This is a genomic window from Pseudomonas sp. S12(2018) (genome assembly GCF_024355235.1).
GTDB lineage: Bacteria > Pseudomonadota > Gammaproteobacteria > Pseudomonadales > Pseudomonadaceae > Aquipseudomonas > Aquipseudomonas palmensis.
The window spans coordinates 511,588-535,079 of the sequence record NZ_QLAD01000004.1 but is presented as its reverse complement, the minus strand read 5'-3'; the positions used below and the strand labels follow the sequence as shown (position 1 = coordinate 535,079).

17 protein-coding genes are annotated in these 23,492 nt (G+C 66.3%); 8 read left to right on the top strand and 9 right to left on the bottom strand.

Annotated features, from left to right (window positions below):
* Positions 1-9: 9 nt before the first annotated feature.
* Together DN388_RS12765 and DN388_RS12760 are read right to left on the bottom strand one after the other, a co-directional pair.
* A complete protein-coding gene (locus DN388_RS12765; RefSeq protein ID WP_255000064.1) occupies positions 10-1,956 on the bottom strand; it encodes a DNA topoisomerase III in 1,947 nt (648 codons plus the stop codon).
* A 123-nt stretch (positions 1,957-2,079) separates the two neighbouring features.
* Positions 2,080-3,357 (bottom strand): bifunctional O-acetylhomoserine aminocarboxypropyltransferase/cysteine synthase, encoded by a 1,278-nt coding sequence (locus tag DN388_RS12760; RefSeq protein WP_054916502.1) that lies wholly within the window; start codon positions 3,355-3,357, stop codon positions 2,080-2,082.
* A 140-nt stretch (positions 3,358-3,497) separates the two neighbouring features.
* On the opposite strand from DN388_RS12760, the gene DN388_RS12755 reads away from it, so the two are divergent.
* The 8 genes from DN388_RS12755 to DN388_RS12720 all read left to right on the top strand — a co-directional run bounded on the left by DN388_RS12755 (position 3,498) and on the right by DN388_RS12720 (position 16,133).
* Positions 3,498-5,261 (top strand): S8/S53 family peptidase, encoded by a 1,764-nt coding sequence (locus DN388_RS12755; protein WP_043861107.1) that lies wholly within the window; start codon positions 3,498-3,500, stop codon positions 5,259-5,261.
* Positions 5,262-5,430: 169 nt separating this feature from the next.
* A complete protein-coding gene (locus tag DN388_RS12750) occupies positions 5,431-6,900 on the top strand; it encodes a SulP family inorganic anion transporter (RefSeq protein ID WP_043861106.1) in 1,470 nt (489 codons plus the stop codon).
* Between the two features lie 164 nt (positions 6,901-7,064).
* Complete coding sequence (locus DN388_RS12745) at positions 7,065-7,868, top strand: bifunctional diguanylate cyclase/phosphodiesterase (RefSeq protein ID WP_104572609.1); 804 nt, start codon at positions 7,065-7,067, stop codon at positions 7,866-7,868.
* A 201-nt stretch (positions 7,869-8,069) separates the two neighbouring features.
* Positions 8,070-9,695 carry a methyl-accepting chemotaxis protein gene (locus DN388_RS12740; RefSeq protein WP_043861104.1) on the top strand — a complete coding sequence of 542 codons (1,626 nt, stop codon included), beginning with the start codon at positions 8,070-8,072 and terminating at the stop codon, positions 9,693-9,695.
* Between the two features lie 137 nt (positions 9,696-9,832).
* A complete protein-coding gene (locus DN388_RS12735) occupies positions 9,833-12,634 on the top strand; it encodes an ATP-binding protein (protein ID WP_058540417.1) in 2,802 nt (933 codons plus the stop codon).
* Positions 12,631-15,012 carry an ATP-binding protein gene (locus tag DN388_RS12730; protein WP_255000060.1) on the top strand — a complete coding sequence of 794 codons (2,382 nt, stop codon included), beginning with the start codon at positions 12,631-12,633 and terminating at the stop codon, positions 15,010-15,012. The genes DN388_RS12735 and DN388_RS12730 overlap by 4 nt, the downstream gene beginning before the upstream one ends.
* A gap of 43 nt (positions 15,013-15,055) precedes the next feature.
* On the top strand, positions 15,056-15,703 hold the full coding sequence (locus DN388_RS12725; protein WP_043861102.1) for a response regulator: 648 nt from the start codon (positions 15,056-15,058) through the stop codon (positions 15,701-15,703).
* A gap of 94 nt (positions 15,704-15,797) precedes the next feature.
* A complete protein-coding gene (locus DN388_RS12720; protein ID WP_255000057.1) occupies positions 15,798-16,133 on the top strand; it encodes a hypothetical protein in 336 nt (111 codons plus the stop codon).
* Between the two features lie 12 nt (positions 16,134-16,145).
* On the opposite strand, the gene fusA is transcribed toward DN388_RS12720, so the two are convergent.
* The 7 genes from fusA to DN388_RS12685 all read right to left on the bottom strand — a co-directional run bounded on the left by fusA (position 16,146) and on the right by DN388_RS12685 (position 23,445).
* Entirely contained in the window at positions 16,146-18,251 is a 2,106-nt protein-coding gene (fusA, locus tag DN388_RS12715; protein ID WP_255000054.1) for an elongation factor G, read from the bottom strand.
* Positions 18,252-18,348: 97 nt separating this feature from the next.
* Complete coding sequence (locus DN388_RS12710; protein WP_058540411.1) at positions 18,349-18,738, bottom strand: tautomerase family protein; 390 nt, start codon at positions 18,736-18,738, stop codon at positions 18,349-18,351.
* Positions 18,739-18,813: 75 nt separating this feature from the next.
* Positions 18,814-19,212: an ACT domain-containing protein gene (locus tag DN388_RS12705; RefSeq protein WP_255000053.1), complete on the bottom strand. Its 399-nt coding sequence runs from the start codon at positions 19,210-19,212 to the stop codon at positions 18,814-18,816.
* A gap of 100 nt (positions 19,213-19,312) precedes the next feature.
* Positions 19,313-20,476 carry a Gfo/Idh/MocA family protein gene (locus DN388_RS12700; RefSeq protein ID WP_255000052.1) on the bottom strand — a complete coding sequence of 388 codons (1,164 nt, stop codon included), beginning with the start codon at positions 20,474-20,476 and terminating at the stop codon, positions 19,313-19,315.
* Positions 20,473-20,928 carry a type II 3-dehydroquinate dehydratase gene (aroQ, locus tag DN388_RS12695; protein WP_043861097.1) on the bottom strand — a complete coding sequence of 152 codons (456 nt, stop codon included), beginning with the start codon at positions 20,926-20,928 and terminating at the stop codon, positions 20,473-20,475. The genes DN388_RS12700 and aroQ overlap by 4 nt, the downstream gene beginning before the upstream one ends.
* Complete coding sequence (locus tag DN388_RS12690) at positions 20,925-22,322, bottom strand: MFS transporter (protein ID WP_043861096.1); 1,398 nt, start codon at positions 22,320-22,322, stop codon at positions 20,925-20,927. The genes aroQ and DN388_RS12690 overlap by 4 nt, the downstream gene beginning before the upstream one ends.
* A 70-nt stretch (positions 22,323-22,392) precedes the next feature.
* A complete protein-coding gene (locus tag DN388_RS12685) occupies positions 22,393-23,445 on the bottom strand; it encodes a Gfo/Idh/MocA family protein (protein ID WP_255000048.1) in 1,053 nt (350 codons plus the stop codon).
* Positions 23,446-23,492: the final 47 nt, after the last annotated feature.

Here is a 23,492-nt window from a genome sequence, read left to right as displayed (position 1 = left end):
GGCACGGGCCTAAGCCCCGGTTTTTTTCGCCTTGGTGGCACGGGGTCGCTTGCCGGCCGTGGCGCTGCTCTTGCGCTTCTTCTTCCACGGCGCGCCGCCGCGCCCGGCCGGCACCGGCGGCCCTGAAATGCGCAGGCTCATGCCCGAGCAGCGCTCCACCTGCTTGCTCATCCACGCCGACTGCTTGGCCACGAACGCTTCCAGGCTCATTTCGCCGCTCTGCACCATGTCCAGCGCCTGCTCCCAGATCGCCGTGGTGCCAGGGTCGGCAATCGCCCTTGGCACCGCGTCGATCAGGCTGAACGCCGCCGGCGTGGCCGACAGCGCCTTGCCCTGCTTGACCAGGTAGCCCCGGTCGAGCAGGCCCTGGATGATCCCGGCGCGGGTCGCTTCGGTGCCGATGCCGGTAGTGTCCTTGAGCTTCTGTTTAAGGCGCGGGTCGTCCACCAGCTTGGCGACGTTCTTCATCGCCTTGATCAGGTCGCCTTCGGTGAAGGGCTTGGGCGGTGGGGTCCACAGGTCCTTGAGGTTGACCCCGGCCACCTCGCACAGCTGACCCTCGTTCAATGCCGGCAGCACTTGCGCCACCGGCGCCTCGCGGCCCTTGGGCGGGGTCAGGGCTTCGGGCAGCGCGCGCCGCCAGCCCGGCTCGACGATCTGCTTGCCCACCGCACGCAGCGCCTGCCCGGCGCAATCGAAGTCGGCCTGGGTGCGGTCGTATTCATGGTTGGGCAGAAACTGCGCCAGGTAGCGGGCACGAATCAGCACGTACACCGACTTGTGCTTGGGCGGCAGGCGCGCCGGGTCGAGCGCGGCGGCGGTGGGGATGATGCCGTGGTGGGCGCTGACCTTGGCGTCGTTCCACGCGCGTGAGCGGCGTTGCGCCTGCAGGTGCGGCTGCAAGGGCGCCAGGCTCGGGTCGGCGCGCCCCAGCGCGGCAAGAATCGCCGGCGCCTCGGCGTGCTGGCTCAGGGGCAGGTAGCCACAGTCGCTGCGCGGGTAGGTGATGACCTTGTGGGTTTCGTACAGCGCCTGGGCGATGTCGAGGGTTTCCTGGGCGCCCAGGCCGAATTTCTTCGAGCACAGCTCCTGCAGGGTGCCCAGGTCGAAGGGCAGCGGCGCTGCCTCGCGCACGCGCTCGGTGGTCAGCGTCAAAAGGCGCGCCGTGGGCGCCGCCTGGATGGCCGCAGCCGCCTGCTGCGCGAACGCCTGGTTCAGGCAGCGGCCCTGGTCGTCGCACAGCTCGTCGGGCGCACGCCACTGGGCATTGAACACCTCGCCGGCGCTGCGCAACTGCACATCGATGGCCCAGAACGGCACCGGCACGAAATCGGCGATGCTGCGGTCGCGGTCCACCACCAGGCGCAGTGTCGGGGTTTGCACCCGGCCCACCGGCAACACGCCCTGATAGCCGGACTGGCGGCCGAGCAGGGTGAACAGCCGGCTCATGTTCATGCCGATCAGCCAGTCGGCACGCGAGCGGCCCAGGGCCGAGTGGTACAGGTTGAAGGTGGCGGCGCCGGGCCTGAGGGCGGCCAGGGCCTTGCGGATCGAGGCGTCGTCCAGCGCCGACAGCCACAGGCGCTGGATCGGCCCGCGATAGCGGCAGTGCTCCACCAGCTCGCGGGCGATCATTTCGCCCTCGCGGTCGGCGTCGGTGGCAATCACCAGTTCGGCCGCCTCGCCGAGCAGGCGCTTGACCGCCTTGAACTGGGCGGCCGTCCTGGGTTTTACCAGCATTTTCCATTGCGCCGGGATGATCGGCAGGTCGGCCAGCGACCAGCGCTTGTAACGGGCATCGTAGGCGTCGGGCGGGGCGGTTTCGAGCAGGTGGCCGATGCACCAGGTCACCGTGACGCCCGTGCCGACCCAGCAACCGTCGCCGCGGCGGCTGGCGCCAAGGACCTTGGCGATGTCCTTGGCCTGGGAGGGTTTTTCGCAGAGGTACAGGCGCATGGCCGGGTGAGCTCTTGGTCGGGCTGTGATGGGCCCTAGAATGCGCAGGATTGGCGATGCAGGCAAGGTTTATCTGTATGGATATACAGATGAATGTGTAGCGCTTGCCTGCCCGCCGATGCCTCAGCCGCGCGACGCTTCCAGTGCCTGGGCCAGGTCGGCCAGGATGTCGTCGCTGTGCTCGATGCCGATCGACAGGCGCACCATGTCACGCGGCACGCCGGCCTTTTCCAGCTCTTCGTCGTTCAACTGGCGATGGGTGGTGGAGGCCGGGTGGCAGGCCAGCGACTTGGCATCGCCGATGTTCACCAGGCGCACCACCAGCTTGAGTGCGTCGATGAAGCGTGCACCGGCCTCCTGGCCGCCCTTGATCCCGAACGACAGGATCGACGCCGGCTTGCCCTCGGTGTAGCGCAGCGCCAGCGCGTGCTCGGGGTGGTCTGGCAGGCCGGCGTACTTGACCCACGCCACCTGCTCGTGACCCTGGAGGTAGTGGGCCACCTTCAGGGCGTTCTCGGTGTGACGCTCCATGCGCAGGGCCAGGGTCTCCAGCCCCTGCAGGATCAGGAAGGCGTTGAACGGCGACAGCGCCGCGCCGGTGTTGCGCAGCGGCACCACGCGGCAGCGCCCGATGAACGCCGCCGGGCCGAAGGCCTCGGTGTAGGTCACGCCGTGGTAGGACGGGTCGGGGGTGTTGAGCAGGGCGAAGCGCTGCTTGTGGTCGGCCCACGGGAAGTTGCCCGAGTCGATCACGATGCCGCCGATGCTGGTGCCGTGGCCGCCGATGTACTTGGTCAGCGAGTGCACCACCACGTCGGCGCCGTGCTCGAACGGGCGGCACAGGATCGGCGTGGCCACGGTGTTGTCGACGATCAGCGGCACGCCATGGCGGTGCGCGGCATCGGCCAGCGCGCGCAGGTCGACGATGTTGCCGGCCGGGTTGCCGATCGACTCGCAGAACACCGCCTTGGTCTTGTCGTCGATCAGCGCCTCGAGGGCGGCGATGTCGTCATGGGCGGCGAAGCGGGTCTGGATGCCGAAGCGCGGCAGGGTATGGGCCAGCAGGTTGTAGGTGCCGCCATACAGCTTGGCCACCGAGACGATGTTGTCGCCGGCCTCTGCCACGGTCTGGATGGCGTAGGTGATCGCCGCCATGCCCGAGGCCACCGCCAGTGCGCCCACGCCGCCTTCCAGCGCGGCCATGCGCTGTTCCAGCACATCGTTGGTGGGGTTCATGATGCGGCTGTAGATGTTGCCGGCCACCTTGAGGTCGAACAGGTCGGCACCATGCTGGGTGTCATCGAAGGCGAACGAGGTGGTCTGGTAGATCGGCACCGCAACCGCTTTGGTGGTCGGATCGGGGCTGAAGCCCGCATGGATCGCCAAGGTTTCCAGCTTCATGATGCAGTCGTTCCTTGAAAGTCGTGGAGGCCGAAGCATGCGCGGCGCGCAAACGCGGGGTCAAGCCTTGCCCCGCTGAACGATGACCTGCGCCAGCCGGTCGGATGGTCATTGCCTGCCACCCTGCAACGGAGTCGCCCATGCTGCCCCACCTGATTGCACCCGGTTTCGCCCTGCTGGCCCTGGCCAGCACCCTGGCCATCGCCGCCGAGCCCTTGCGCATCACCGGCCTGCAGCGCTGTGGCGATGTGCTGAGCGCGGTGCAGCAGCAGTGGTGCGTGAGCACCCGCGGCCTGGCGCAGGGCACGCCCGGGGTGCATCTGGACGGGCACGTGCTGCCCGCCGCCCGTGTCACCCGCGATGGCGATACGCTGCGCCTGAACCTCGATACGGCGCGGTTGGACAGCGGCCCGTTGTGGCTGCAGGACGCGGGCGGCCAGGCCAGCAACCCGGTGTGGCTGTCGCTCAAGGCCAGCCATGTGGTGCCCGCCGGGCCGGGCGAGGTGGCGAAGAACATGGACGGCCTGACCACCTATGTCGACCTGGTCAGCCTGCTGATCGAAGAGCGCCACGACGGCCTGCAGGAGGCCCGGCGCCTGGCCGACAAGTACGGCGCCAAGGTGGTGGGGGCGATCGCGCCGCTGAACGTCTACCAGCTGCGCCTGCCGGTCAGTGACCTGGTGCAGCGCGATGCCATGGTGTTGCGCCTGGGCAGCGAGGTCAGCGTGGACGCCGTGGTGATCGAGGAGTCCGCGCCGGAAAAGGGCGAGGAGCGCGAACCCGCAGATGCGCAGGCCCGGCCCGGCGGCGAGGAGTGGGCCGCCAACCGTTTCATGGACGCGGTCAACTTCTACCAGCGGCGCATCCCTGCCCGCGATGCGGCGGTACCGGTCAGCCCGGTTCGCATCGGCGTGATCGAGCGCGACGTGGATTTCGACGCCCCCGATTTCGCCGATTACCTGGGCCCGTGCCGTGGCGAGCGACCACGCACTTGCCTGTACGCGCGTGACGCCGACAAGCCCGACGGGCATGGCAGCACGGTGGCCGGGGTGCTCGCCGCGCGCTGGGAGCAGGGCGGCAACACCGGTTTTCTGCGCGGGCTCGACCCGGCCAGCCCCGGCTTCGAGGTGATCGTGGAGCGCAATTCCGACGCTGGCATCACCGCCAACATCGCCGCCTCGGTCAACCTGGTGGAGGATGGCGTGCGGGTGCTGAACTGGAGCTGGGGCATCCACCGGGTGGGGGCGAAGAACGTCGAGGGCGACGAGGTCGACTCGCTGGTGCGCTCGGGCCTGGCCATGAGCGGCTATGAAGAGCTGCTGGAGGAGTTCTTCCTGTGGCTGCGCAAGGAGCACCCGGACGTGGTGGTGATCAACTCGGCGGGCAATGGCGCGTCGTACTCGGGTACCGACGAGTACCGCCTGCCGTCCTCGTTCGTCACCGAGCAGTTGCTGGTGGTGGGCGGGCACCAGCGCAGCGAGCGCCCGGTGGCGGTGGATGATCCGGCCTATGTGGTCAAGCGCGCCGCCTCCAACATCGACGCGCGCGTGGACATCACCGCCGCCGCCTGCGTGCAGGCGTCCACTGCGCAGGCCGACCAGCGCGGCGAGGTGCACTGCGGTACCTCCTATGCCACGCCGATGGTGGCCGGGGTGGTGGCGGCCATGCTCTCGATCAACCCGCGCCTGCAGCCCGAGCAACTGCGCCTGTTGCTGCGCCGCAGCGCCATGACCCTGGGCGGCGAGGGCGACTTCGAGCCGATGGACGCCGAAGACCTGACCGCGCCGATCCTGCCGTCCGAGCGCAACTACCAGCTCAATGACAAGGACGTCGGCCGCTCGGCGCGGCTGGACATGCACAAGGCCCTGGACCTGGCGGTGCAGAGCCGCGACCGGGTGCGATGAGGGTGTCGCCTTCATCGCGGCTCCAGCCCGCTCTGCACAGTCCTGTGGGAGCGGGCTTGCCCCGCGATGGCTGCGACGCCGTTTGTGTTTGAGGTAAGCTAGCCAACCTTTTGCACCCCCTCGATACCCTGTCACCCCCGCAGGCGATGCCCTGCCGATTGGAACCCCGATGCAGCCCACACGCAAACCCTTCCGACTCGCCCCCGTGCGCGCCGACGTGCTCGCCGGCCTCACCACCGCCTTCGCCCTGGTGCCCGAGTGCATCGCCTTCGCCCTGGTCGCGCACCTGAACCCGCTGATGGGCCTGTACGGCGCCTTCATCATCTGCACCCTGACCGCACTGTTCGGCGGGCGCCCGGGCATGGTTTCCGGCGCCGCCGGCTCGATGGCGGTGGTGATCGTCGCGCTGGTGGTGCAGCACGGCGTGCAATACCTGCTGGCCACGGTGCTGCTGGGCGGGCTGGTGATGCTGCTGTTCGGCCTGCTGCGCCTGGGCAAGCTGGTGCGCCTGGTGCCGTACCCGGTGATGCTCGGCTTCGTCAACGGCCTGGCCATCGTGATTGCCCTGGCCCAGCTCGAACACTTCAAGTCCGGCCAGGCCTGGCTTGCCGGCAATGCGCTGTACCTGATGCTCGGCCTGGTGGCACTGACCATGGCCATCGTCTACGTGCTGCCACGCCTGACCCGCGCCGTGCCGCCGGCGCTGGTGGCGATTCTCGGCGTGGGCCTGCTGGTGTACCTGTTCGACCTGCCCACCCGCACCCTGGGCGACATGGCGCACATTGCCGGAGGCCTGCCGGGCCTGGCCCTGCCCGAGGTGCCATGGACCCTCGACACCCTGCGCATCATCGCGCCATATGCAGTACTGATGGCCATGGTCGGCCTGCTCGAAACCCTGCTCACCCTCAACCTCACCGACGAAATCACCGAGAGCCGCGGCCACCCCGACCGCGAATGCGTGGCGCTGGGCGCGGCCAACATGGTCTCGGGCCTGTGCGGCGGCATGGGCGGCTGCGCGATGATCGGGCAGACCGTGATCAACCTCGGCTCCGGCGGGCGCGGCCGGCTGTCGGGCGTCGTGGCCGGGGTGATGATCCTGATGTTCGTGCTGTTTCTCGCGCCGCTGATCGAGCGCATTCCGCTGGCGGCACTGGTGGGGGTGATGTTCGTGGTGGCGCAGCAGACCTTCGCCTGGGCATCGCTGCGGGTGCTGCACAAGGTGCCGGTGAACGACGTGCTGACCATCGTGGCGGTCACCGTGGTCACGGTGTTCACCGACCTGGCGGCTGCCGTGATGTTCGGCATCATCATCGCCGCCCTGAACTTTGCCTGGCAGCAGGCCCGCGAGCTGTACGCCGACAGCGACGTGCACGCCGACGGCAGCAAGCTGTACCGCGTGCACGGCACCCTGTTCTTTGCGTCGGTCACCACCTTTCTGAACCAGTTCACCCCGGCCGACGACCCGGCCGAGGTGACCCTGGACTGCGCCCACCTGCGGGTGGTCGACTACTCGGCGATCGCTGCCATCAAGACCCTGCGCGAGCGCTATGCCAAGGCCGGCAAGCACCTGCGCGTGGTGCACCTGACCGAGCGCTGCAAGCAACTGCTCAGGCGCGCGGGGGAGCAGCACACCGCCTGAGCCCACGCGCATTTTTAAGGATCTGCTGATGGTCCGCGCTGCGGCATGTGCCTGAACATTGGCCTGTCACGGGAGTGACGTTCTCTGACGGCAAGCCTGTTGATTGGAGGAGTCTTTCGAAGCGGTGGATGGGCTATGGCACGCCTGCGTGGGAGGGGTGAGTGATGAATCAGTCGGCGCTTTACGTGGTCTCGACGCCCGTCGCGAGTACGTCGTTGCAGTCGGACCTCGGAAGGGCCCTGGAGCGGGATCAGTTCGAACTGCATTATCAACCGCTCTACCGCGTCGATCAGGGTCGCCCCTACATCGCGGGTGTCGAGGCGCTGCTGCGCTGGCGATCTGCCGGGCAACTGGTGCCGCCGCTGTCGTTCATCCCCACCCTTGAAGCCACCGGGCAGATCGTACCGGTTGGCGAGTGGGTGCTGCAGCGCGCCTGTCGACAGGTCCGCGACTGGCAGTTGGCCGGGCAGGGGCAGCTGCACTGTTCGGTCAACGTCTCCAGCCTGCAGCTGGAGCAGGTCGGCTTCGCCGCCTCGGTGCGGCGCGTTCTGCAGGCCTGCGGGCTGCCGCCGGCGAGCCTGATCCTGGAAATCACCGAAAGCCAGTGGGTCAGCGACAGTGCCCAGGTCAAGGCCTGCCTCGATGAACTGGTGAGCATGGGCGTGCGGCTGGCGCTGGATGACTTTGGCACCGGCTACTCAGCCCTGAGTTGCCTGCTGCGTTTTCCATTGAGCATCCTCAAGGTCGACAGGAGCTTCGTCAGCGGCCAGCCCCAGAGCGGCAAGCTGCACGCGATCTGTCGTGCAATCATCGGGCTGGGGTGCGAGCTGGGCTTCGAAGTGGTTGCCGAAGGCGTCGAGGAGGCTGACCACCTGGACTTCATCGTGGGCCAGGGCTGCCATTACGCGCAGGGTTACCTGCTCAGCCGGCCCTTGCCGCCGACGGAGTTGCAACGCCTGTTCAACTAGCGGCTGCCACCGCCACGCAAGGGAGCCTGGCCGCTCGGAGTGTGGGCGTACCTCGATCGCCGATCATCGGAGGGCGGTGTGCAGGCCCGTTTTCAGGCTTGCCTGATAGGCTATTTCAAACGCCCTCATTAAAGTCCCCACCAGCAACGACGCGGAGTCGGGTGCCTCCGATTTTCTGCTTGTTTCTATGAGGGATTGAACATGCTGCTTAGAAATTTCAGGCTGGGCCATCGAGCAATACTGGTGTTTTTCGTATTGAACGTGCTGGTCATTGTCCTGGGTGTGGTTTCCATCATGCAAATGGGCCGAGTGCGTGCCGCTGCCCTGGAAATCGAGAAGAACTGGATGGAAAGTGTGCGCCAGGGAGGCGCGATCGACGCGCTGGTGCTGCGCCTGCGGCTTGAAAGCTATCGCCTCCTCAGTACCGATGACCCAGCGATCAGGAAGATGTCCATCGAGACCATCACCGGTGCACGCAGCGAGCTCGACAAGGCGGTCACCGACTATCGTCACCAGGTGTCCAGCCCGGACGAACAAGCGGCCTACGACGATGTCAAGACAGGGATCGCCAACTACATAGGGCAGCTGGACAGCTTTCTGGAACGGGTGCAGGCCGACCACGCCGCCGAAGCCACCGAGTACCTCAACCAGACGACTCGGCCGCTGGCGAACAGCCTGCAGGTCGTTATCGGCAAGATGATGGACATCAACCGCGAAGGTGCCCGCCAATCGGGGATCGAGTCCGAGGCCATCTATCAGAGCTCGGTGAAGACCGTGATCGTGATCATCAGCGTGGTCGTGGTGTTGAGCATCCTGATGGGGGTTCTGTTCGCGCGCAGCATCACCGTGCCGTTGCTGGCGGTGCTGGGGATCAACCAGCGGATTGCCGAAGGCGACCTGCGCAGTGTCGTGCCGATGTCCGGCAAGGACGAGCTGACCGACCTGATGGCCTCGACCGCGAGCATGCAGGCCAGCCTGCGTGACACCATTCGTCTGATGGGCGACTCGTCGAACCAGTTGGCCGCAGCGGCCGAACAGATGCATTCGGTGGCCGAGGAATCGAGCCGCGGGCTGCAGCAGCAGAGCGATGAAATCGAACAGGCCGCCACCGCCGTGAACGAGATGACGGTTGCGGTCGAAGAGGTGGCGCGCAACGCAGCCTCCGCGTCGGAAGTCACCCAGCAATCCGCCAGTTCGACCCGCACCGGTTCCGAGCGGGTGACCCAGGCGGTTGTCGCCATCCAGAACCTGACAACGATTGTCGAGTCCACCAGCGGGGAAGTCGAAGGCCTTGCGAACAGGGCACAGAACATCAGCAAGGTGCTGGACGTGATTCGCGCGATTGCCGAGCAGACCAACCTGCTGGCCCTCAATGCTGCCATCGAGGCTGCCAGGGCCGGTGACCAGGGGCGCGGGTTCGCCGTGGTGGCCGACGAGGTGAGGGCACTGGCCCACCGCACCCAGGAGTCCACCAAGGAAATCGAGACCATGATCGCCGACATCCAGGCGGGGGCCGAGCAGGCGGTAACGGCGATGTCGCAAAGCCGCGTCAATGCACAGGACACCCTGGGGATCGCGCAGGAAGCCGGCGCCGCACTGGATGCGATTGCCCGTTCGATCACCGAGATCAACGACCGCAACTTCCTGATTGCAACCGCTTCCGAAGAGCAGGCGCAGGTGGCACGTTCGGTGGACCACAACCTGGTGAGCATTCGCGATCACTCGGTGCAGACCTCCGACGGCGCCAGCCAGACGGCCACTGCAAGCAACGAGCTGTCCAGGCTGGCGATTGCCATGGCCGACCTGACCCGGCGTTTCACCACGTGAAACCGCGCCGGTGCACCAGCCGACATGCGCATTCGCGGCGGTACATCGAGCTGAGCCAAGCGCCCTGGCTGTGCTGGGGCGCATTTTTAAGGCTTGCCTGATAGTGCTGCGCAGCAAAGGGCACTTAAGCTGGCGCCATGAAATTGAAGCATTTCCTGCAACCCACCGACTCGTTCTTCTCCACCCCCAAGGCCGTGCGCCGGCTGCTGCGATTGTTCGCCCAGTTGCTGGTGCTGGGCATGGTGGTGGGTGCGATCATTTCCCTGAGCTCGATTCTCAGAAACGAAGTCTCCCGTCGTCAGGGGCTCATGAGCGATGCCATCGCCAATGCACGGGTGTTCTTCACCCAGCGCGAGGCGCTGCTCAAGAGCCTCGCGCTGTCGGCGGTGGCGAAGCCACCTGGGCAACAGTTCGCGGTGGCGCAGCAGGTCGGCCACCGACAGCCCGGTGACGATCTCCGCTGGGACCTGCAGTTGTCCGGGCGCATGGTGGATTTCCTCACGACAAACCGCATCAACCTGCTGTACGTCGCCGATCAGGTGGCGGCCCGCGTGGTGTACCTGAACCGCACGGTCAGCTTCGATACGCCGATCCCTGGCGCGGTGCTGAGCCGCCTGCAGCGTATTGATCCCACCCTGCCCGAGGCGGACCAGGCGGTCTGGCTCAGCGATCAGCAGGCGTCGACGCCGCGGCTGTATCTGTTCGTGCGGGTGGATTTCCACCAGCCCCGATCGGGCTGGCTCGGCATGGAGATGGATGCCAGCGACGTGGCCAGCACGCTGCACGATGACGCGGCAGGGCAGTTCATGATGCTCAACCCCAGAGGCGATGTGATGATGCGCAGCGTGTCGAGCGTGTACCCGTCGCTGCCCTTGCCGAAGCTGGAGACAGGCCATGACTTCGGCTTCTCCGGGGAAGGCTTCTGGCCCGACCAGCTGGTGATGCGCAAGAAGCTGGGCTACTCGGATTGGAAGCTGTTCTATGCCATTGGGCTGGAGGCCTTGCTCAAGGTGTTGTGGTGGCCGTTGCTGGCTGCCAGCGCCCTGATCCTGCTGATCGGCGTGCTGGTGGGGCGCCTGGTGACGCGCGTCGAACGGCGCCTGATCACCCCGGCGACCCAGCGCATCGATGCACTGATCGAAAGTGAAGCGTTCAACCGCGCGATCATCCAGACCGCCCCGGTGGCGCTGTGCGTGCTGCGCCGCGCGGATGGCCAGGTGGTACTGGAGAACACCTTGTCGCAGCAGTGGCTGGGCGAGTGCAAGGAGCGCGAGCGCCTGTGCCATGGCTGGATCGAACAAGCCTTCAGCGACCGCGAAATTGTCCAGTCCGACGAGTTCCAGGCCGGCGACGGTCGCCACCTGCACCTGAGCTTCGTGCGCACCCGCTACAACGGCGAGGATGTGCTGTTCTGCGCCTTCAGCGATATCAGTACGCGCAAGCAGGCCGAGGCCGCGATGACCATGGCCAAGCAGATGGCCGATGCCGCCAACGAAGCCAAGACACTGTTCCTGGCGACCATGAGTCACGAGATACGCACGCCGTTGTATGGCGTGCTCGGAACCCTGGAGCTGCTGGCCCGTACCGAGCTGAGGGGGCCGCAGAAAGACTATCTGCACGCCATCGAGAGTTCCTCGGCAGCGCTGCTCAACCTGGTGTGCGATGTTCTCGATGTGGCCAAGATCGAAGCCGGTCAGTTGGCCCTGGAGGCCAGCGAGTTCTCGCCGCTGGAGCTCATCCACGACGTGACCCAGAGCTACGCCGGTGCTGCGCGCAGCAAGGGGTTGTATCTGTATGCCTTCGTCGACCCGTACATGCCGGCGCTGTTGCGCGGCGACATAACGCGCATTCGCCAGGTGCTGAACAACCTGCTCAACAATGCGGTAAAGTTCACCGAGAGCGGGCAGATCGTACTGCGTGCCAAGGTCGGCTCGATGACCGAGGAACGGGCCGACATCCTCTGGCAGGTCAGCGACAGCGGCCCGGGCATTGCCCCGGACGACCAGGCCTTGCTGTTCGAGCCGTTCTACCAGTCCTCGACCAAGACCAACGTGGTGCCCGGCACCGGCCTGGGCCTGTCCATCTGCCAGCGCCTGGCCGCCTTGATGAACGGCAGCATCCGCGTGGTCAGCGCCGTGGGCCTGGGCAGCAGCTTTACCTTGAGCATTCCGCTGGGGCGTTCGTACCCGATGCCGGCGAGCGATACGCCGCGCCTGGCCGACGAGATGATCTACGTGCATTCCCCGGTGCTGGAAATGGCCGAGTACGTGAGTGGCTGGCTGCGGCGCTGGGGCGCGCAGACCCATATCGGGCTGCCACCCGAGATCCAGGCCGCGCATGACGTGCTGCTGGTGGAGGCCCACCCGCACACCGCGCACCCCGTCCTGCTGGAGTGGAGCGGGCCGCGTGTAGTGATATGCCCGCAGGAGTGCGAGCCGCCGTCGCAGCAACGCTACTGGCGGGTCAAGCTCAACGACCTGAACGGGCTGCTGGCGGCCGTCAGCCAGGCCCAGGGCATCGCCCCCCCGGCGCCTGGCCGGATCGAGCACGAGATCACCCGGCAACTGGACCTGAGGGTACTGGTCGCCGAAGACAATGTGATCAACCAGCTGATCGTCAAGGACCAGCTGGAAGAGCTGGGGTGCAGCGTGGGCCTGGCCCGCGATGGGCATGAGGCCCTGGCGCTGTGGCAGAACGAGGTGTTCGACGTGGTGCTCACCGACATCAACATGCCACGCATGAACGGCTATGACCTGGCCAAGGCCCTTCGTCGTCAAGGCTGCGTGGTGCCCATCATCGGTGCCACGGCCAATGCCATGCGCGACGAGGGCGATCGGTGCCTGGCGGTAGGCATGCAGCAGCTGCTGGTCAAACCCTTCGGCCTCGGTGCGCTGTTCACCTGCCTGCAGCACTGCCAGCGTGAAGAGAGGCGAGCGTGACGTCGTTGGCCAGAAGCTACCTACGCCTCGGTATCGGCTTGCTGCTTGGCGTCGCCCTGATCTTCCTGCTGGCGATGACCCACGAGCAATGGGCGGCGCAGTACTGCGTCGATTGCGTCAGCTTCATCCGTGGGGCGAATTTACCGCTGCTGCGCATCGTGCTGGCATTTGCGTTGCTCAGCGCCCTGCTGGGGTGGCTGTACTACCACTATCGCCGGCAGGTCATCGCGCCGGCTCGCCAGGCCCGGAGCGAGCTGCTCGACAGCCAGGCGTTCAGCCTGGCGGTGATCGAAAGTGCACCTGCCGGGCTGATTGTCATCCGCCTGCACGACCACCAGGTGGTAGTGGAAAATCAGCGTGCCAAGGACAGTCGCGAAGTGGCGCAGTCCATCGTCGAGATGGCGCGCCAACCCGGCATCGAACTGTGCGGCGAGGCGAGCATGGTGCTGCAGGGTCGCTGTTTCCGGCTCAGTTTCTCCTCGACCCGCTACCAGGACCAGCAGGTGCTGCTGTGCGCGTTCACCGACGTCACCGAACACCTGGAACGCGCGGTGGCCTTGAGCCAGGCCAAGTCCATGGCCGACAAGGCCAGTGAAGCCAAGACCCTCTTCCTGGCGACCATGAGCCACGAGATCCGCACCCCGCTGTACGGCGTATTGGGCACCCTGGAGCTGCTCGGCCTGACCGGCCTCGACCAGCGCCAGATGGATTACCTCAGCATCATCCAGCGCTCGTCCTCCACATTGTTGCAACTGATCAGCGATGTGCTGGACGTGTCCAGGATCGAGTCGGGTCAACTCACCCTTGAGTCGGTGGCCTTTTCGCCATTGGGCCTGATCGAGGACGTGATGTCCGCGCACATCGCCAACGCGCGCGCCAAGGGCCTGCAGATCTATGCCTGCGTGGCACCGGAAATACCCGACCAGCTGGTCGGGGACGAGGTGCGCATCTGGCAGATCCTCAACAACCTCCTGGGCAACGCGATCAAGTTCACCGACATCGGGCGGGTTGTGCTGCGCTGTCGCGTGGCCAGGGGCGAAGGGCAAGACATCATGCTGGAACTTCAGGTCACCGACACCGGCATCGGCATTTCCCCGGAGCAGCAGCTGCACCTGTTCGAGCCGTTCTACCAGGCCCGCGCGAGCAACCTTGTCAGCGGCACCGGGCTTGGCCTGTCGATCTGCAGCCGCTTCAGTGCGTTGATGGGCGGCGAGGTGAAGGTGGTCAGCGAACAGGGGTTGGGCAGCAGTTTCACGGTGCGCCTGCCATTCGTGCTGCCGGACACGCCGTTGCCGGCAGAACCTGGCATCGACCTCGGCGGCGTGCAGGTGTACGTGCGTGCGCCCGTGCTGGAGCTGGCCGAGAACATCGGCAGCTGGCTGCTGCGCTGGCATGCCACGGTTACGGTGCTCAGCGCCGCGCAGCACGAGGTGCACAGCGGGGCGCTGCTGGTCGAGGTACTGGGCAACGGCAAGTGGCTGCCGGACTGGAACGGCCGGCGCCTGTTGTGCGACTACGACGGCCCGCAGGTTCCCGAGCCGATGGAGGCGGGCTGGCGCGTCAGCGCCAATCATGTGCGGGCGATTGCCGGCGCCGTGCTGATGGAAAAGAACGGCGTCACCGAGCCCGCGCCGCCTGGCGCAGCCCCTGCCTTGCCGGCGCTTGGCCTGCAGGTGCTGGTGGCCGAGGACAACCTGATCAACCAGGCCATTCTCAAGGAACAACTCGAAGCCCTGGGTTGCACCGTGGAACTGGCCAGCGATGGCCAGCAGGCGCTGCAGCAGTGGCGCAAGTACCGCTTCGACGTGCTGCTGACCGATGTCAACATGCCGGTCATGAACGGCTACGAGCTGGCGCGCGCGATACGCCTGCAGAACGCCAAGGCGCCGATCATCGGCGTTACCGCCAATGCCATGCGCGACGAGGGCGATCGTTGCCAGGCAGCGGGCATGACCTGCTGGGTGGTCAAGCCGCTGAGCCTGACCACCTTGCGCAACCTGCTGCTCAATGTCACCCCGGCGCGGGCGCACGAGGAGGCCCGGCGCCAGCCGTCGCTAGAGCTGTCGGTGCAGTTGGCCGAGGCGGAGTCATCGGCAGCGGGCATCGTGTTGTCGCCGGCCATGCGCGACCTGTTTTTGAGTACCATGGAGAAGGACATCCGCGCCATTCGCCTGGCCCTGGCGGCCGGCGAGCAAACCGACGTCCTGCACAAAGTGCATGGTGTCAGTGGCGCACTGTCGGTGGTGCAGGCGCACGCGCTGGCCAGGCTGTTCGGTGAGCTTGAGCACCGCCTGCGCGCGCCCAGCCTGCAGCTCACCTTGATTGACGATATTCACCAGGCGCTCGACCGGCTCTGCGACTTGATGAGGTCGGTATGACCCGGGCCGAGACTTGCCACACTTTGTGCACACCGGAGCGATCATGCATAAAATCACCGTAGTCATCGCCGATGACCACCCGATCGTGCTGTTTGGCGTACGCGAACTCATCAAGTCCGACCCGCGCTTCGAGGTGGTTGGCGAAGCGGGCAGCTCCACCGAACTGATCAACGTGCTGCACGACAAGCAGCCCCAGATCCTGATCACCGACTACAACATGCCGGAGAGTTCCCAGTATGGCGACGGCCTGCGGCTGATCACCTACCTGACGCGCAACTTCCCCGCGCTGCGCGTGCTGGTGCTGACGATGGTGTCCAACAGCCTCATTCTCACGCGGCTGTACAATCTGGGCGTGGCGGGCGTGATCGACAAGCGCACGGTGAACGAAGAGTTGCTGCGCGCACTGGAAGCCTTGAGCCAGAACCGCATCTACAAGCTGGCGCCGGCGAACCGGAACTCGGTGATCGACAACGGCTACCAGATCGACGAGCGCATGGCTTCGCTTTCCACCCGCGAAGTGGAGATCCTGCGTCTGTTCGTGGCGGGCATGAGCCTGCGCGACATCGCGATCAATCAGAATCGCAGCCCCAAGACCATCAGCACGCAAAAGATCGCGGCCATGCGCAAGCTGGATGTGCGCAGCGACCAGGAGCTGATCTCGTACTGCCTGGAGGCCAACCTGTTCCAGTAGGTGTGCCCGCGTTTTCAGGTTTGCCTGATGGCACGGGGCCCGGCTGTATCGTTCAATGGCGCCAAGCGACGGCAGCATTCCACAGGAGGCAATCATGGCGCCCGATCTTGAGCAGCGATGCCCCGACAGCGTGCGGACAATCTTCATTTCACACAGCGAGACAGCGGATGTTCGCCAGTTCATAGGGCAGTACATCGACAGCCGTTGCCTGCGTTCCAGCCCTGCGGTGTGGAACATGGTCCTCGCCGTACTGGCGGACTACCCGGGTGAAGCACCGGTGCGCCTGTACGAGCTCAATGCCTGGCTTGACCACACACTGAGCAGGCGCCCCTTTTACCGGCCAAGTGCACACCTGCTGCAGCTGGTGGTCAGCAATCAGCACATCCCTGCACCCAGCGACCGGGTCGGCGGGGCGTCGACCGTGCAGTAATCGCGCGACGACCTAGCCCTGCTTTTTGATGATGGCATCGGCCACGCTCGCCGGCGCCTCGGCATACTTGGTGAACTCCATGGTGTAGCTGGCGCGGCCCTGGGTCATCGAGCGCATCTGCGTCGAATAGCCGAACATCTCGCCCAGCGGCACGTCGGCGCGGATCACCTTGCCGGCCGGGGTGTCTTCGCCTTCCTGGATCAGCCCGCGGCGCCGGCTGAGGTCGCCGAGGATGTCGCCCTGGTACTCCTCGGGGGTCACCACCTCGACCTTCATCACCGGCTCCAGCAGCACCGCGCCGCCTTTCTGCGCCAGTTGCTTGGTGGCCATCGACGCCGCCACCTTGAACGCCATCTCGTTGGAGTCGACGTTGTGGTACGAGCCGTCGAACACCGTGGCCTTCAGGCCGATCAGCGGGTAGCCGGCCAGCACACCGTTCTTCATCTGCTCCTCGATGCCTTTCTGGATCGCCGGGATGTACTCGCGCGGTATCACGCCGCCGACCACCTCGTTGACGAACTCCAGGCCTTCCTTGCCTTCCTCGGCCGGGGCGAAGCGGATCCAGCAGTGCCCGTACTGGCCGCGCCCGCCAGACTGGCGCACGAACTTGCCTTCGATCTCGCAGGTGTTGCGGATCTTCTCGCGGTAGGCCACCTGCGGCTTGCCCACATTGGCCTCGACGCCGAATTCGCGGCGCATGCGGTCGACGATGATGTCCAGGTGCAACTCGCCCATGCCGGAGATGATCGTCTGCGCGGTTTCTTCATCGGTGCGCACGCGAAATGACGGGTCTTCCTGGGCCAGCTTGCTCAGGGCGATGCCCATCTTCTCCTGGTCGGCCTTGGTCCTGGGTTCCACGGCCACCGAGATCACCGGGTCGGGGAAGTCCATGCGTTCGAGGATGATCGGCTGGTTGATGTCGCACAGGGTGTCGCCGGTGGTCACGTCCTTCATGCCGATCAGTGCGGCAATGTCGCCGGCGCACACCGCCTTGATCTCGGCGCGCTGGTTGGCGTGCATCTGCACCATGCGGCCCACGCGCTCCTTCTTGCCCTTGACCGAGTTGAGGACCGCATCGCCCGAGTTCAGTACCCCGGAGTACACCCGGGCGAAGGTCAGGGTGCCGACAAAGGGGTCGGTGGCAATCTTGAAGGCCAGCGCCGAGAACGGCTCGCTGTCGTCGGCATGGCGCTCCAGGTGCCGGTCTTCATGATCCGGGTCGGTGCCGTTGATGGAGGGGATCTCGGACGGGGCGGGCAGGTAGTCGATCACCGCGTCGAGCATCAGCGGCACGCCCTTGTTCTTGAACGACGACCCGCAGATGGCCGGCACGATCTCGTTGTTGAGGGTGCGCTGGCGCAGCCCGGCCTTGATCTGCTCGTTGTCGAGTTCGGTGCCGTTGAGGTACAGCTCCATGAACTCGTCGTTGGCCTCGGCGGCGGCCTCGATCATGTGTGCACGCCACTCGGTGGCCAGCTCCAGCATGTCGGCCGGTATCGCCTCTTCGCGGTAGCTGGTGCCGTTGTCGGCCTCGTTCCAGTAGATGGCCTTCATCTTCACCAGGTCGATCTGGCCGATGAAGTGTTCCTCGGCGCCGATGGCCAGCTGGATCGGCACCGGGTGGTGGCCCAGGCGCTTGTCGATCTGTTTGACCACGCGCAGGAAGTCCGCGCCCTGGCGGTCCATCTTGTTGACGTAGGCCAGGCGCGGCACATGGTACTTGTTGGCCTGGCGCCACACCGTCTCGGACTGCGGCTCGACCCCGTCGGCGCCGCTGAACACCACCACCGCGCCATCGAGCACGCGCAGCGAGCGCTCCACCTCGATGGTGAAGTCGACGTGGCCGGGGGTATCGATGATGTTGAAGCGGAATTTTTCGGGGAACTGCTTGGTCGAGCCCTGCCAGAAGGCGGTGGTGGCGGCGGAGGTGATGGTGATGCCGCGTTCCTGTTCCTGGGCCATCCAGTCCATGGTCGCGGCGCCGTCGTGCACTTCGCCCATCTTGTGGTTGACCCCGGTGTAGAACAGGATGCGTTCGGTGGTGGTGGTCTTGCCCGCGTCGACGTGGGCGACAATGCCGATATTGCGGTACAGCTCGATGGGGGTGGTGCGCGCCATGGTCGTTCACCTGTGCAAAAGGCGGGCAGCCTGTGGCCCGGGTTCTTCCAGTTAAGCAGAAGAATGCACGGCTGCTGCTACCGATCGGCGCGTGTGTTCAGACCTCCACGGTGTAGTTCAGGCCCAGCTCGTCGCCGGGCAGGCCGCGTATGCCCCAGTTTTCGCGGGGGGTCTCGAACAGGGTGATCTCGATGTCCTGGGCGCCGATGCCGGTGTGCTCGCCGATGCGCTGGAACAGTTGGCGGATGAGGTCTTTCTTTGCGGCGCTGGAGCGGCCTTCGAACAGGCTGATCTCGATGATCAGGTAGTGTTCGCTGCGGTCGTCGGGGTAGAGGAAGTCGGCGGGGTCCAGGGCCAGGTAGCGCTGGAAGCGTTTTTCCGGCGGGTACTGCAGGGCGCTCATCACTGCGCCATGGATGGCTTCGGCAAGGGCAGGGCGGTGCTGGTCGAGGGTGGTGCGCAATCCATAGATCTTGATCTGGGCCATGCTGACGTTCCGTGTAGGGCGGGGGGAGGTGCATCGTGGCCGATGGCCCTGGCGCCGGCAAGGCCCCCGCTATCATCAGGCCCCCGCCGCCAACCCTTCCAGCACCGCCATCGCCCGCTGCGCATCGGCCTGCGCGACGAAGATATGGTCATGGTAGAACGCGGCCACCACGTTGCAGCTGATGCCGGCCTGGCCCAGCGCCGTGGCGAACGCCGCGGTCAGGCCCACCGCCTCCAGCGACGAATGCACCGTCAGGGTGATCCACGAGGCCTCGTAGCTGAAAGGCAGTTTCAGCGCCTCGGCCCGCGCACGCGACACGATCACCGTCAGCCCCTCCTGCTCGCGAAAACTGCCGATCACCTCGTCAGGCTGCAGCCCCGACCAGTCGGCCAGCGTGCAGAACACGTAGCTGCCTTCATTCAACTGCGGCCGCATGCTGCGCAACAGCGCGGCCAGACTTGTTTCACCCGACATGATCGTGCCCCTGCAAAAGAAATCGGCCGCCAGTCTGGCAGCCGATTGTTGATCAGCAAAATCAATTCTGCTGGGCCTGCATAAGTGCAGCTTCTGGCGTTCAGGCCTGCGTCCAGCGCCCATCCGCCGCATCCGAGCGCACGCAGGCATCAATGAAGCGCATGCCGCGTACCCCATCCTCGGCCGTCGGGCACAGCAGCGACTGCGCGCTCGGCGCACGGTGCTCGCGGCGCGCCATGATCCGCTCGGCCGCCTCGCTGTAGATGTTGGCGAACGCCTCCAGCAGCCCCTCCGGCTGGCCCGCCTTGATTCGCGTCGACAACCTGGCCGACTCGCTCAGCCAGGCCTCGCCGCGGCGCAGGACCTGGTGCGGCTGGTCCTGATGACGCAGCTCCAGCCGGTCGGGTTCCTCTTGATGCCAGTACAGCGATCCGGTGGAGCCGAACACGCGCAACTGCAGGCCATGCCGGTGCCCGGCCGCCACGAAGCTGGCCCACAGCATGCCGCGCGCGCCATTATGCAGGCGCAGCTTCACGTGTGCGTTGTCGTCCGACTGGCGCCCCGGCACCAGGGTGCTCAGCTCGGCCGACACTTCGCTGACCTCCTGCCCGGTGACAAAGCGCAGCAACTGGTGGGCATGCACGCCCACATCTGCCAGCACCGATGAGGCCCCGGCCTGGGCCGGGTCGGTGCGCCAGGCCAGCGCCTTGACCCCTTGCTGCTCAAGCGGATGGGTGCCGAAGGCGCTGGCGTGCTCCACCTGCACCAGGCGCACCTCGCCGATGGCGCCGCGCGCGATCAGTTCGCGGGCTTCGCGCACCAATGGGTAGCCACTGTAGTTGTGGGTCAGCAGGTGCAGCGCCGGGCCCTTGCGTGCGCGTTCAAGCAGTTGCTGCGCCTGGGCCAGGCTCGAGGCCAGCGGCTTGTCGCAGATCACGTCGATGCCCTGGTCGAGAAACGCCAGGCTGGCCGGCACGTGCACCGCGTTGGGCGCCATGATCGCCACCGCCTGCACGCCATCGGTACGGGCGGCTTCGGCCACGGCCATGCGCTGGAAGTCCGGGTACACCCGCTCCGGCGCTACGCCGTAGGCCTGGGCAGCGGCGCGGTTGCGTGCCGGGTCGCGGGCGAAGACCCCGGCCACCAGTTCGAAGTGCCCGTCCAGTTGCGCGGCGTAGCGGTGGGTGGCGCCGATCGACGACTCCAGGCCGCCGCCGACAAAACCCAGGCGCAGGCGCTGGCTGGGGTTGGCTACGGTTTTCATTGCGCGGCTCCTTGCGCGGTGCGCTGCAGGTGGGCGAAGTGGTTGATGGCCAGCACGTAGCCATGGGTGCCGAACCCGGCCAGTACCGCCTGGGCCACCAGCGACACATAGGAGTGGTGGCGGAAGGCTTCACGCTTGTGCACGTTGGAAATGTGCACCTCGATCACCGGCACCTCGGCGGCGATCAGCGCGTCGTGGATCGCCACCGAGGTATGGGTCCAGGCACCGGGGTTGATCACGATGCCGGCCACGCGGCCACGGGCCTGGTGAATCCAGTCGATCATCTGGCCCTCGTGGTTGGTCTGGTGGAACTCGATGTCCAGGTCCAGGCGTTGGCCGGCGCTGTGGCACAGCGCCTGCACATCGGCCAGGGTTTCGCGGCCGTACACCTCGGGCTGGCGCAGGCCGAGCATGTTCAGGTTGGGGCCATTGAGCACGAGCAGGGTCTTCATTGGGCGGTTTCCGTAGCAGGGGTGGTGCGCAGGGCCTTGGCCCGCAGCGCGTCATACACGGGTTTGTCGAGGGCCACGGCGTCCGGCTTGCCGAGCTGGTCCAGGGGCGTGCGGTAGGTTTCCGGAGCGCTCCAGGCAGCCACGGCCGAAATGGCGGTGACCGCGCAGGTGATGGCGCCGATCAGCAGCGGCACGTTGTTCGAGCCGGGCGGGGCCACGGCGGTGAACAGCGCCGGAAGCAGGGCGGTGATCATGTAGCCGACGTTCTGCGCGATGGCCATGGCCGACACGCGGTAGTGGGTCTGGAACTGTTCGGGGAAGAAGCTGGGGAAGATCGCGTTGTAGCCCTGGTAGACCATGCCCCACATCAGCAGCGAGGCGCCGAACGCCAGCGGCAGGTTGTGCAGGCTGATGGCATACAGGTAGACGAACGACATCAGCCCGCAGCCCAGTGCGCTGCCGATGATCAGCGGGCGCCGGCCGATGCGGTCGGAGAGGTTGCCCACGAACGGGATCACCAGCACCGCGACGATGTTGCCCACCACCGGAATCCACAGGTACACGCTCTTGTCGAAGCCCACGCCATAGGCCGGCTGCACCGCGTAGGCGGCGCCGAAGATGGTGGTCACCACCGGGATCACGTTCATCAGCGACACGCCGAACACCACCAGCATGCCGCGCCAGCTGTAGGTGAAGGCATCGCGGATCGGCGAACGCGCGGTCTGCTTGGCGGCCACCTTGAAGGCCTCGGGCTCCTTGACCTCGCGGCGAATGATGTAGGCGGCGATCAGCACCGCGGCGCTGAGCAGGAACGGGATGCGCCAGCCCCAGCTGTTGAAGGCGTCGCTGGGCATGAAGTACGCCAGCGGCAGGAACACCGCCGCTGCCATCACCTGGCCGGCCTGTACGCCCTGCAGGGTGAAGCTGGCAAAGAAGCCGCGGCGCCCGGGCGGTGCGTGTTCGAGAATCATCGAGCTGGCCCCGGCGATCTCGCCGGCCACCGCAAAGCCCTGCACCAGGCGCAGCACCACCAGCAGTGCCGGCGCCCAGTAGCCGATCTGCTCGAAGGTCGGCAGCAGGCCCACGGCCATGGTCGCGATGCCCATCAGAAACATGCACAGCAGCAACACGTTCTTGCGCCCGCGGGTGTCGCCCCAGTGGCCGAGCACGAAGGCCCCGACCGGGCGCGCCAGGTAGCCCACGCCATAGGTGGCCAGGGAGGCGAAGATGGCCAGCTTGGGGTCGGTGCTGGGGAAGAAGATCTGCGGGAAGATCAGCGCCGCGGCCTGGGCATAGATGAAGAAGTCGTAGTACTCCAGCGCAGAGCCCACCCAACCGCTGGCGGTGGCTTTGCGGGTTTGGCGCGCACTGTGCGCGGCGTCATGTGTGGCCATCGCAATTCTCCGTTTGTTGTTTTTATTGGGGGCACGCAGGCGTCCCGGCGCAGGGCCGGGGCACCGATGTTCAGAGGCTGTCGATCATTACCGTGTGGCCGCAGCGGGCGGCTTGGCCAATGGCGTCGATGACCTGCAGGTTGTGCAGGCCGTCGCGCACGCTCACCAGCGGCCGGGCCTGGCCACGGATCACCTGGCAGAAGTGCGCCAGCTGGCGGGCCAGCGGGTCGGCCTCGTCGAGGCTGGCGGTGGCGCACTGGAACGGCCGCCACCACGAGCGCTGCTCGTCGCGGGCGTAGTACTTGAGGCGCATGGTCGGTATCGACAGCGAGCCCTGGGTGCCGGCCAGTACGTAGCAGTCCTCGTCGGCGTAGCTTGGGTAGTCGAGGTTCTCGCGGGCGGTCTGCTCCCAGCTGCGCGCGCAGGCGGCGGTGTCGGAGAGCATGAAGGTGCCCAGCGCGCCGCTGGCAAAGCGCAGGCTGATGGCGATGCTGTCTTCCACGGCAAAGCCGCGGGTGGCGTTGGACGCCTGGGCCTGCACCGCGACGATCTCGCCGCACAGCGAACGCAGGTTGCCGATCTCGTGGATCAGGTTGATCAGCACCGGGCCACCGCCGGCTTCGCGGCGCCAGGGGGCGGCGTCGAAGTAGTCGTCGGGCTTGTAGAACAGCGCGCTGCCCATCACCGCCACCAGGTTGCCCAGTACCCCTTCGGCAATCACTTCGCGGGCCTTGTGCAGGATCGCACTGTGGGCGCGGTGGTGGCCCACCAGCAGGCGTGCATCACGCTGCTCGGCGATGGCCAGCAGGCGCTTGCCGTCTTCCAGGGTATGCGCCACTGGCTTTTCGATCAGTGCCGGTATGCCGTGCTCCACGCAGGCCAGTGCGCCGTCGACATGCAGGTGGTTGGGCGTGGCCAGGATCACCCCGTCCGGGCGCTGCGCGCCGAACAGTTCGGCCAGCCCCGGGTACAACGGTACGCCGCAGGCGTTGGCCAGTTCGGCGGCGGCGGGCGAGGGGTCGACGATGGCGGCCAGCTGGCACTCGGCGCTGGCCTGGATCAGTTCGATATGGCGGCGGCCGATCAGGCCGGCCCCGGCCACGGCAAGGCGTAATGCAGTCATGGTTCTCACTTTCTTGTTCTGGGTCGAAGCGCGTTTGTGAGAGGCTA

Excerpts from the sequence above, each read along its gene's own strand:
- DN388_RS12765 (WP_255000064.1), bottom strand. The coding sequence starts at position 1,956 with ATGCGCCTGTACCTCTGCGAAAAACCCTCCCAGGCCAAGGACATCGCC.
- DN388_RS12760 (WP_054916502.1), bottom strand. The coding sequence starts at position 3,357 with ATGAAGCTGGAAACCTTGGCGATCCATGCGGGCTTCAGCCCCGATCCG.
- DN388_RS12755 (WP_043861107.1), top strand. The coding sequence starts at position 3,498 with ATGCTGCCCCACCTGATTGCACCCGGTTTCGCCCTGCTGGCCCTGGCC.
- DN388_RS12750 (WP_043861106.1), top strand. The coding sequence starts at position 5,431 with ATGCAGCCCACACGCAAACCCTTCCGACTCGCCCCCGTGCGCGCCGAC.
- DN388_RS12745 (WP_104572609.1), top strand. The coding sequence starts at position 7,065 with ATGAATCAGTCGGCGCTTTACGTGGTCTCGACGCCCGTCGCGAGTACG.
- DN388_RS12740 (WP_043861104.1), top strand. The coding sequence starts at position 8,070 with ATGCTGCTTAGAAATTTCAGGCTGGGCCATCGAGCAATACTGGTGTTT.
- DN388_RS12735 (WP_058540417.1), top strand. The coding sequence starts at position 9,833 with ATGAAATTGAAGCATTTCCTGCAACCCACCGACTCGTTCTTCTCCACC.
- DN388_RS12725 (WP_043861102.1), top strand. The coding sequence starts at position 15,056 with ATGCATAAAATCACCGTAGTCATCGCCGATGACCACCCGATCGTGCTG.
- DN388_RS12720 (WP_255000057.1), top strand. The coding sequence starts at position 15,798 with ATGGCGCCCGATCTTGAGCAGCGATGCCCCGACAGCGTGCGGACAATC.
- fusA (WP_255000054.1), bottom strand. The coding sequence starts at position 18,251 with ATGGCGCGCACCACCCCCATCGAGCTGTACCGCAATATCGGCATTGTC.
- DN388_RS12710 (WP_058540411.1), bottom strand. The coding sequence starts at position 18,738 with ATGGCCCAGATCAAGATCTATGGATTGCGCACCACCCTCGACCAGCAC.
- DN388_RS12705 (WP_255000053.1), bottom strand. The coding sequence starts at position 19,212 with ATGTCGGGTGAAACAAGTCTGGCCGCGCTGTTGCGCAGCATGCGGCCG.
- DN388_RS12700 (WP_255000052.1), bottom strand. The coding sequence starts at position 20,476 with ATGAAAACCGTAGCCAACCCCAGCCAGCGCCTGCGCCTGGGTTTTGTC.
- aroQ (WP_043861097.1), bottom strand. The coding sequence starts at position 20,928 with ATGAAGACCCTGCTCGTGCTCAATGGCCCCAACCTGAACATGCTCGGC.
- DN388_RS12690 (WP_043861096.1), bottom strand. The coding sequence starts at position 22,322 with ATGGCCACACATGACGCCGCGCACAGTGCGCGCCAAACCCGCAAAGCC.
- DN388_RS12685 (WP_255000048.1), bottom strand. The coding sequence starts at position 23,445 with ATGACTGCATTACGCCTTGCCGTGGCCGGGGCCGGCCTGATCGGCCGC.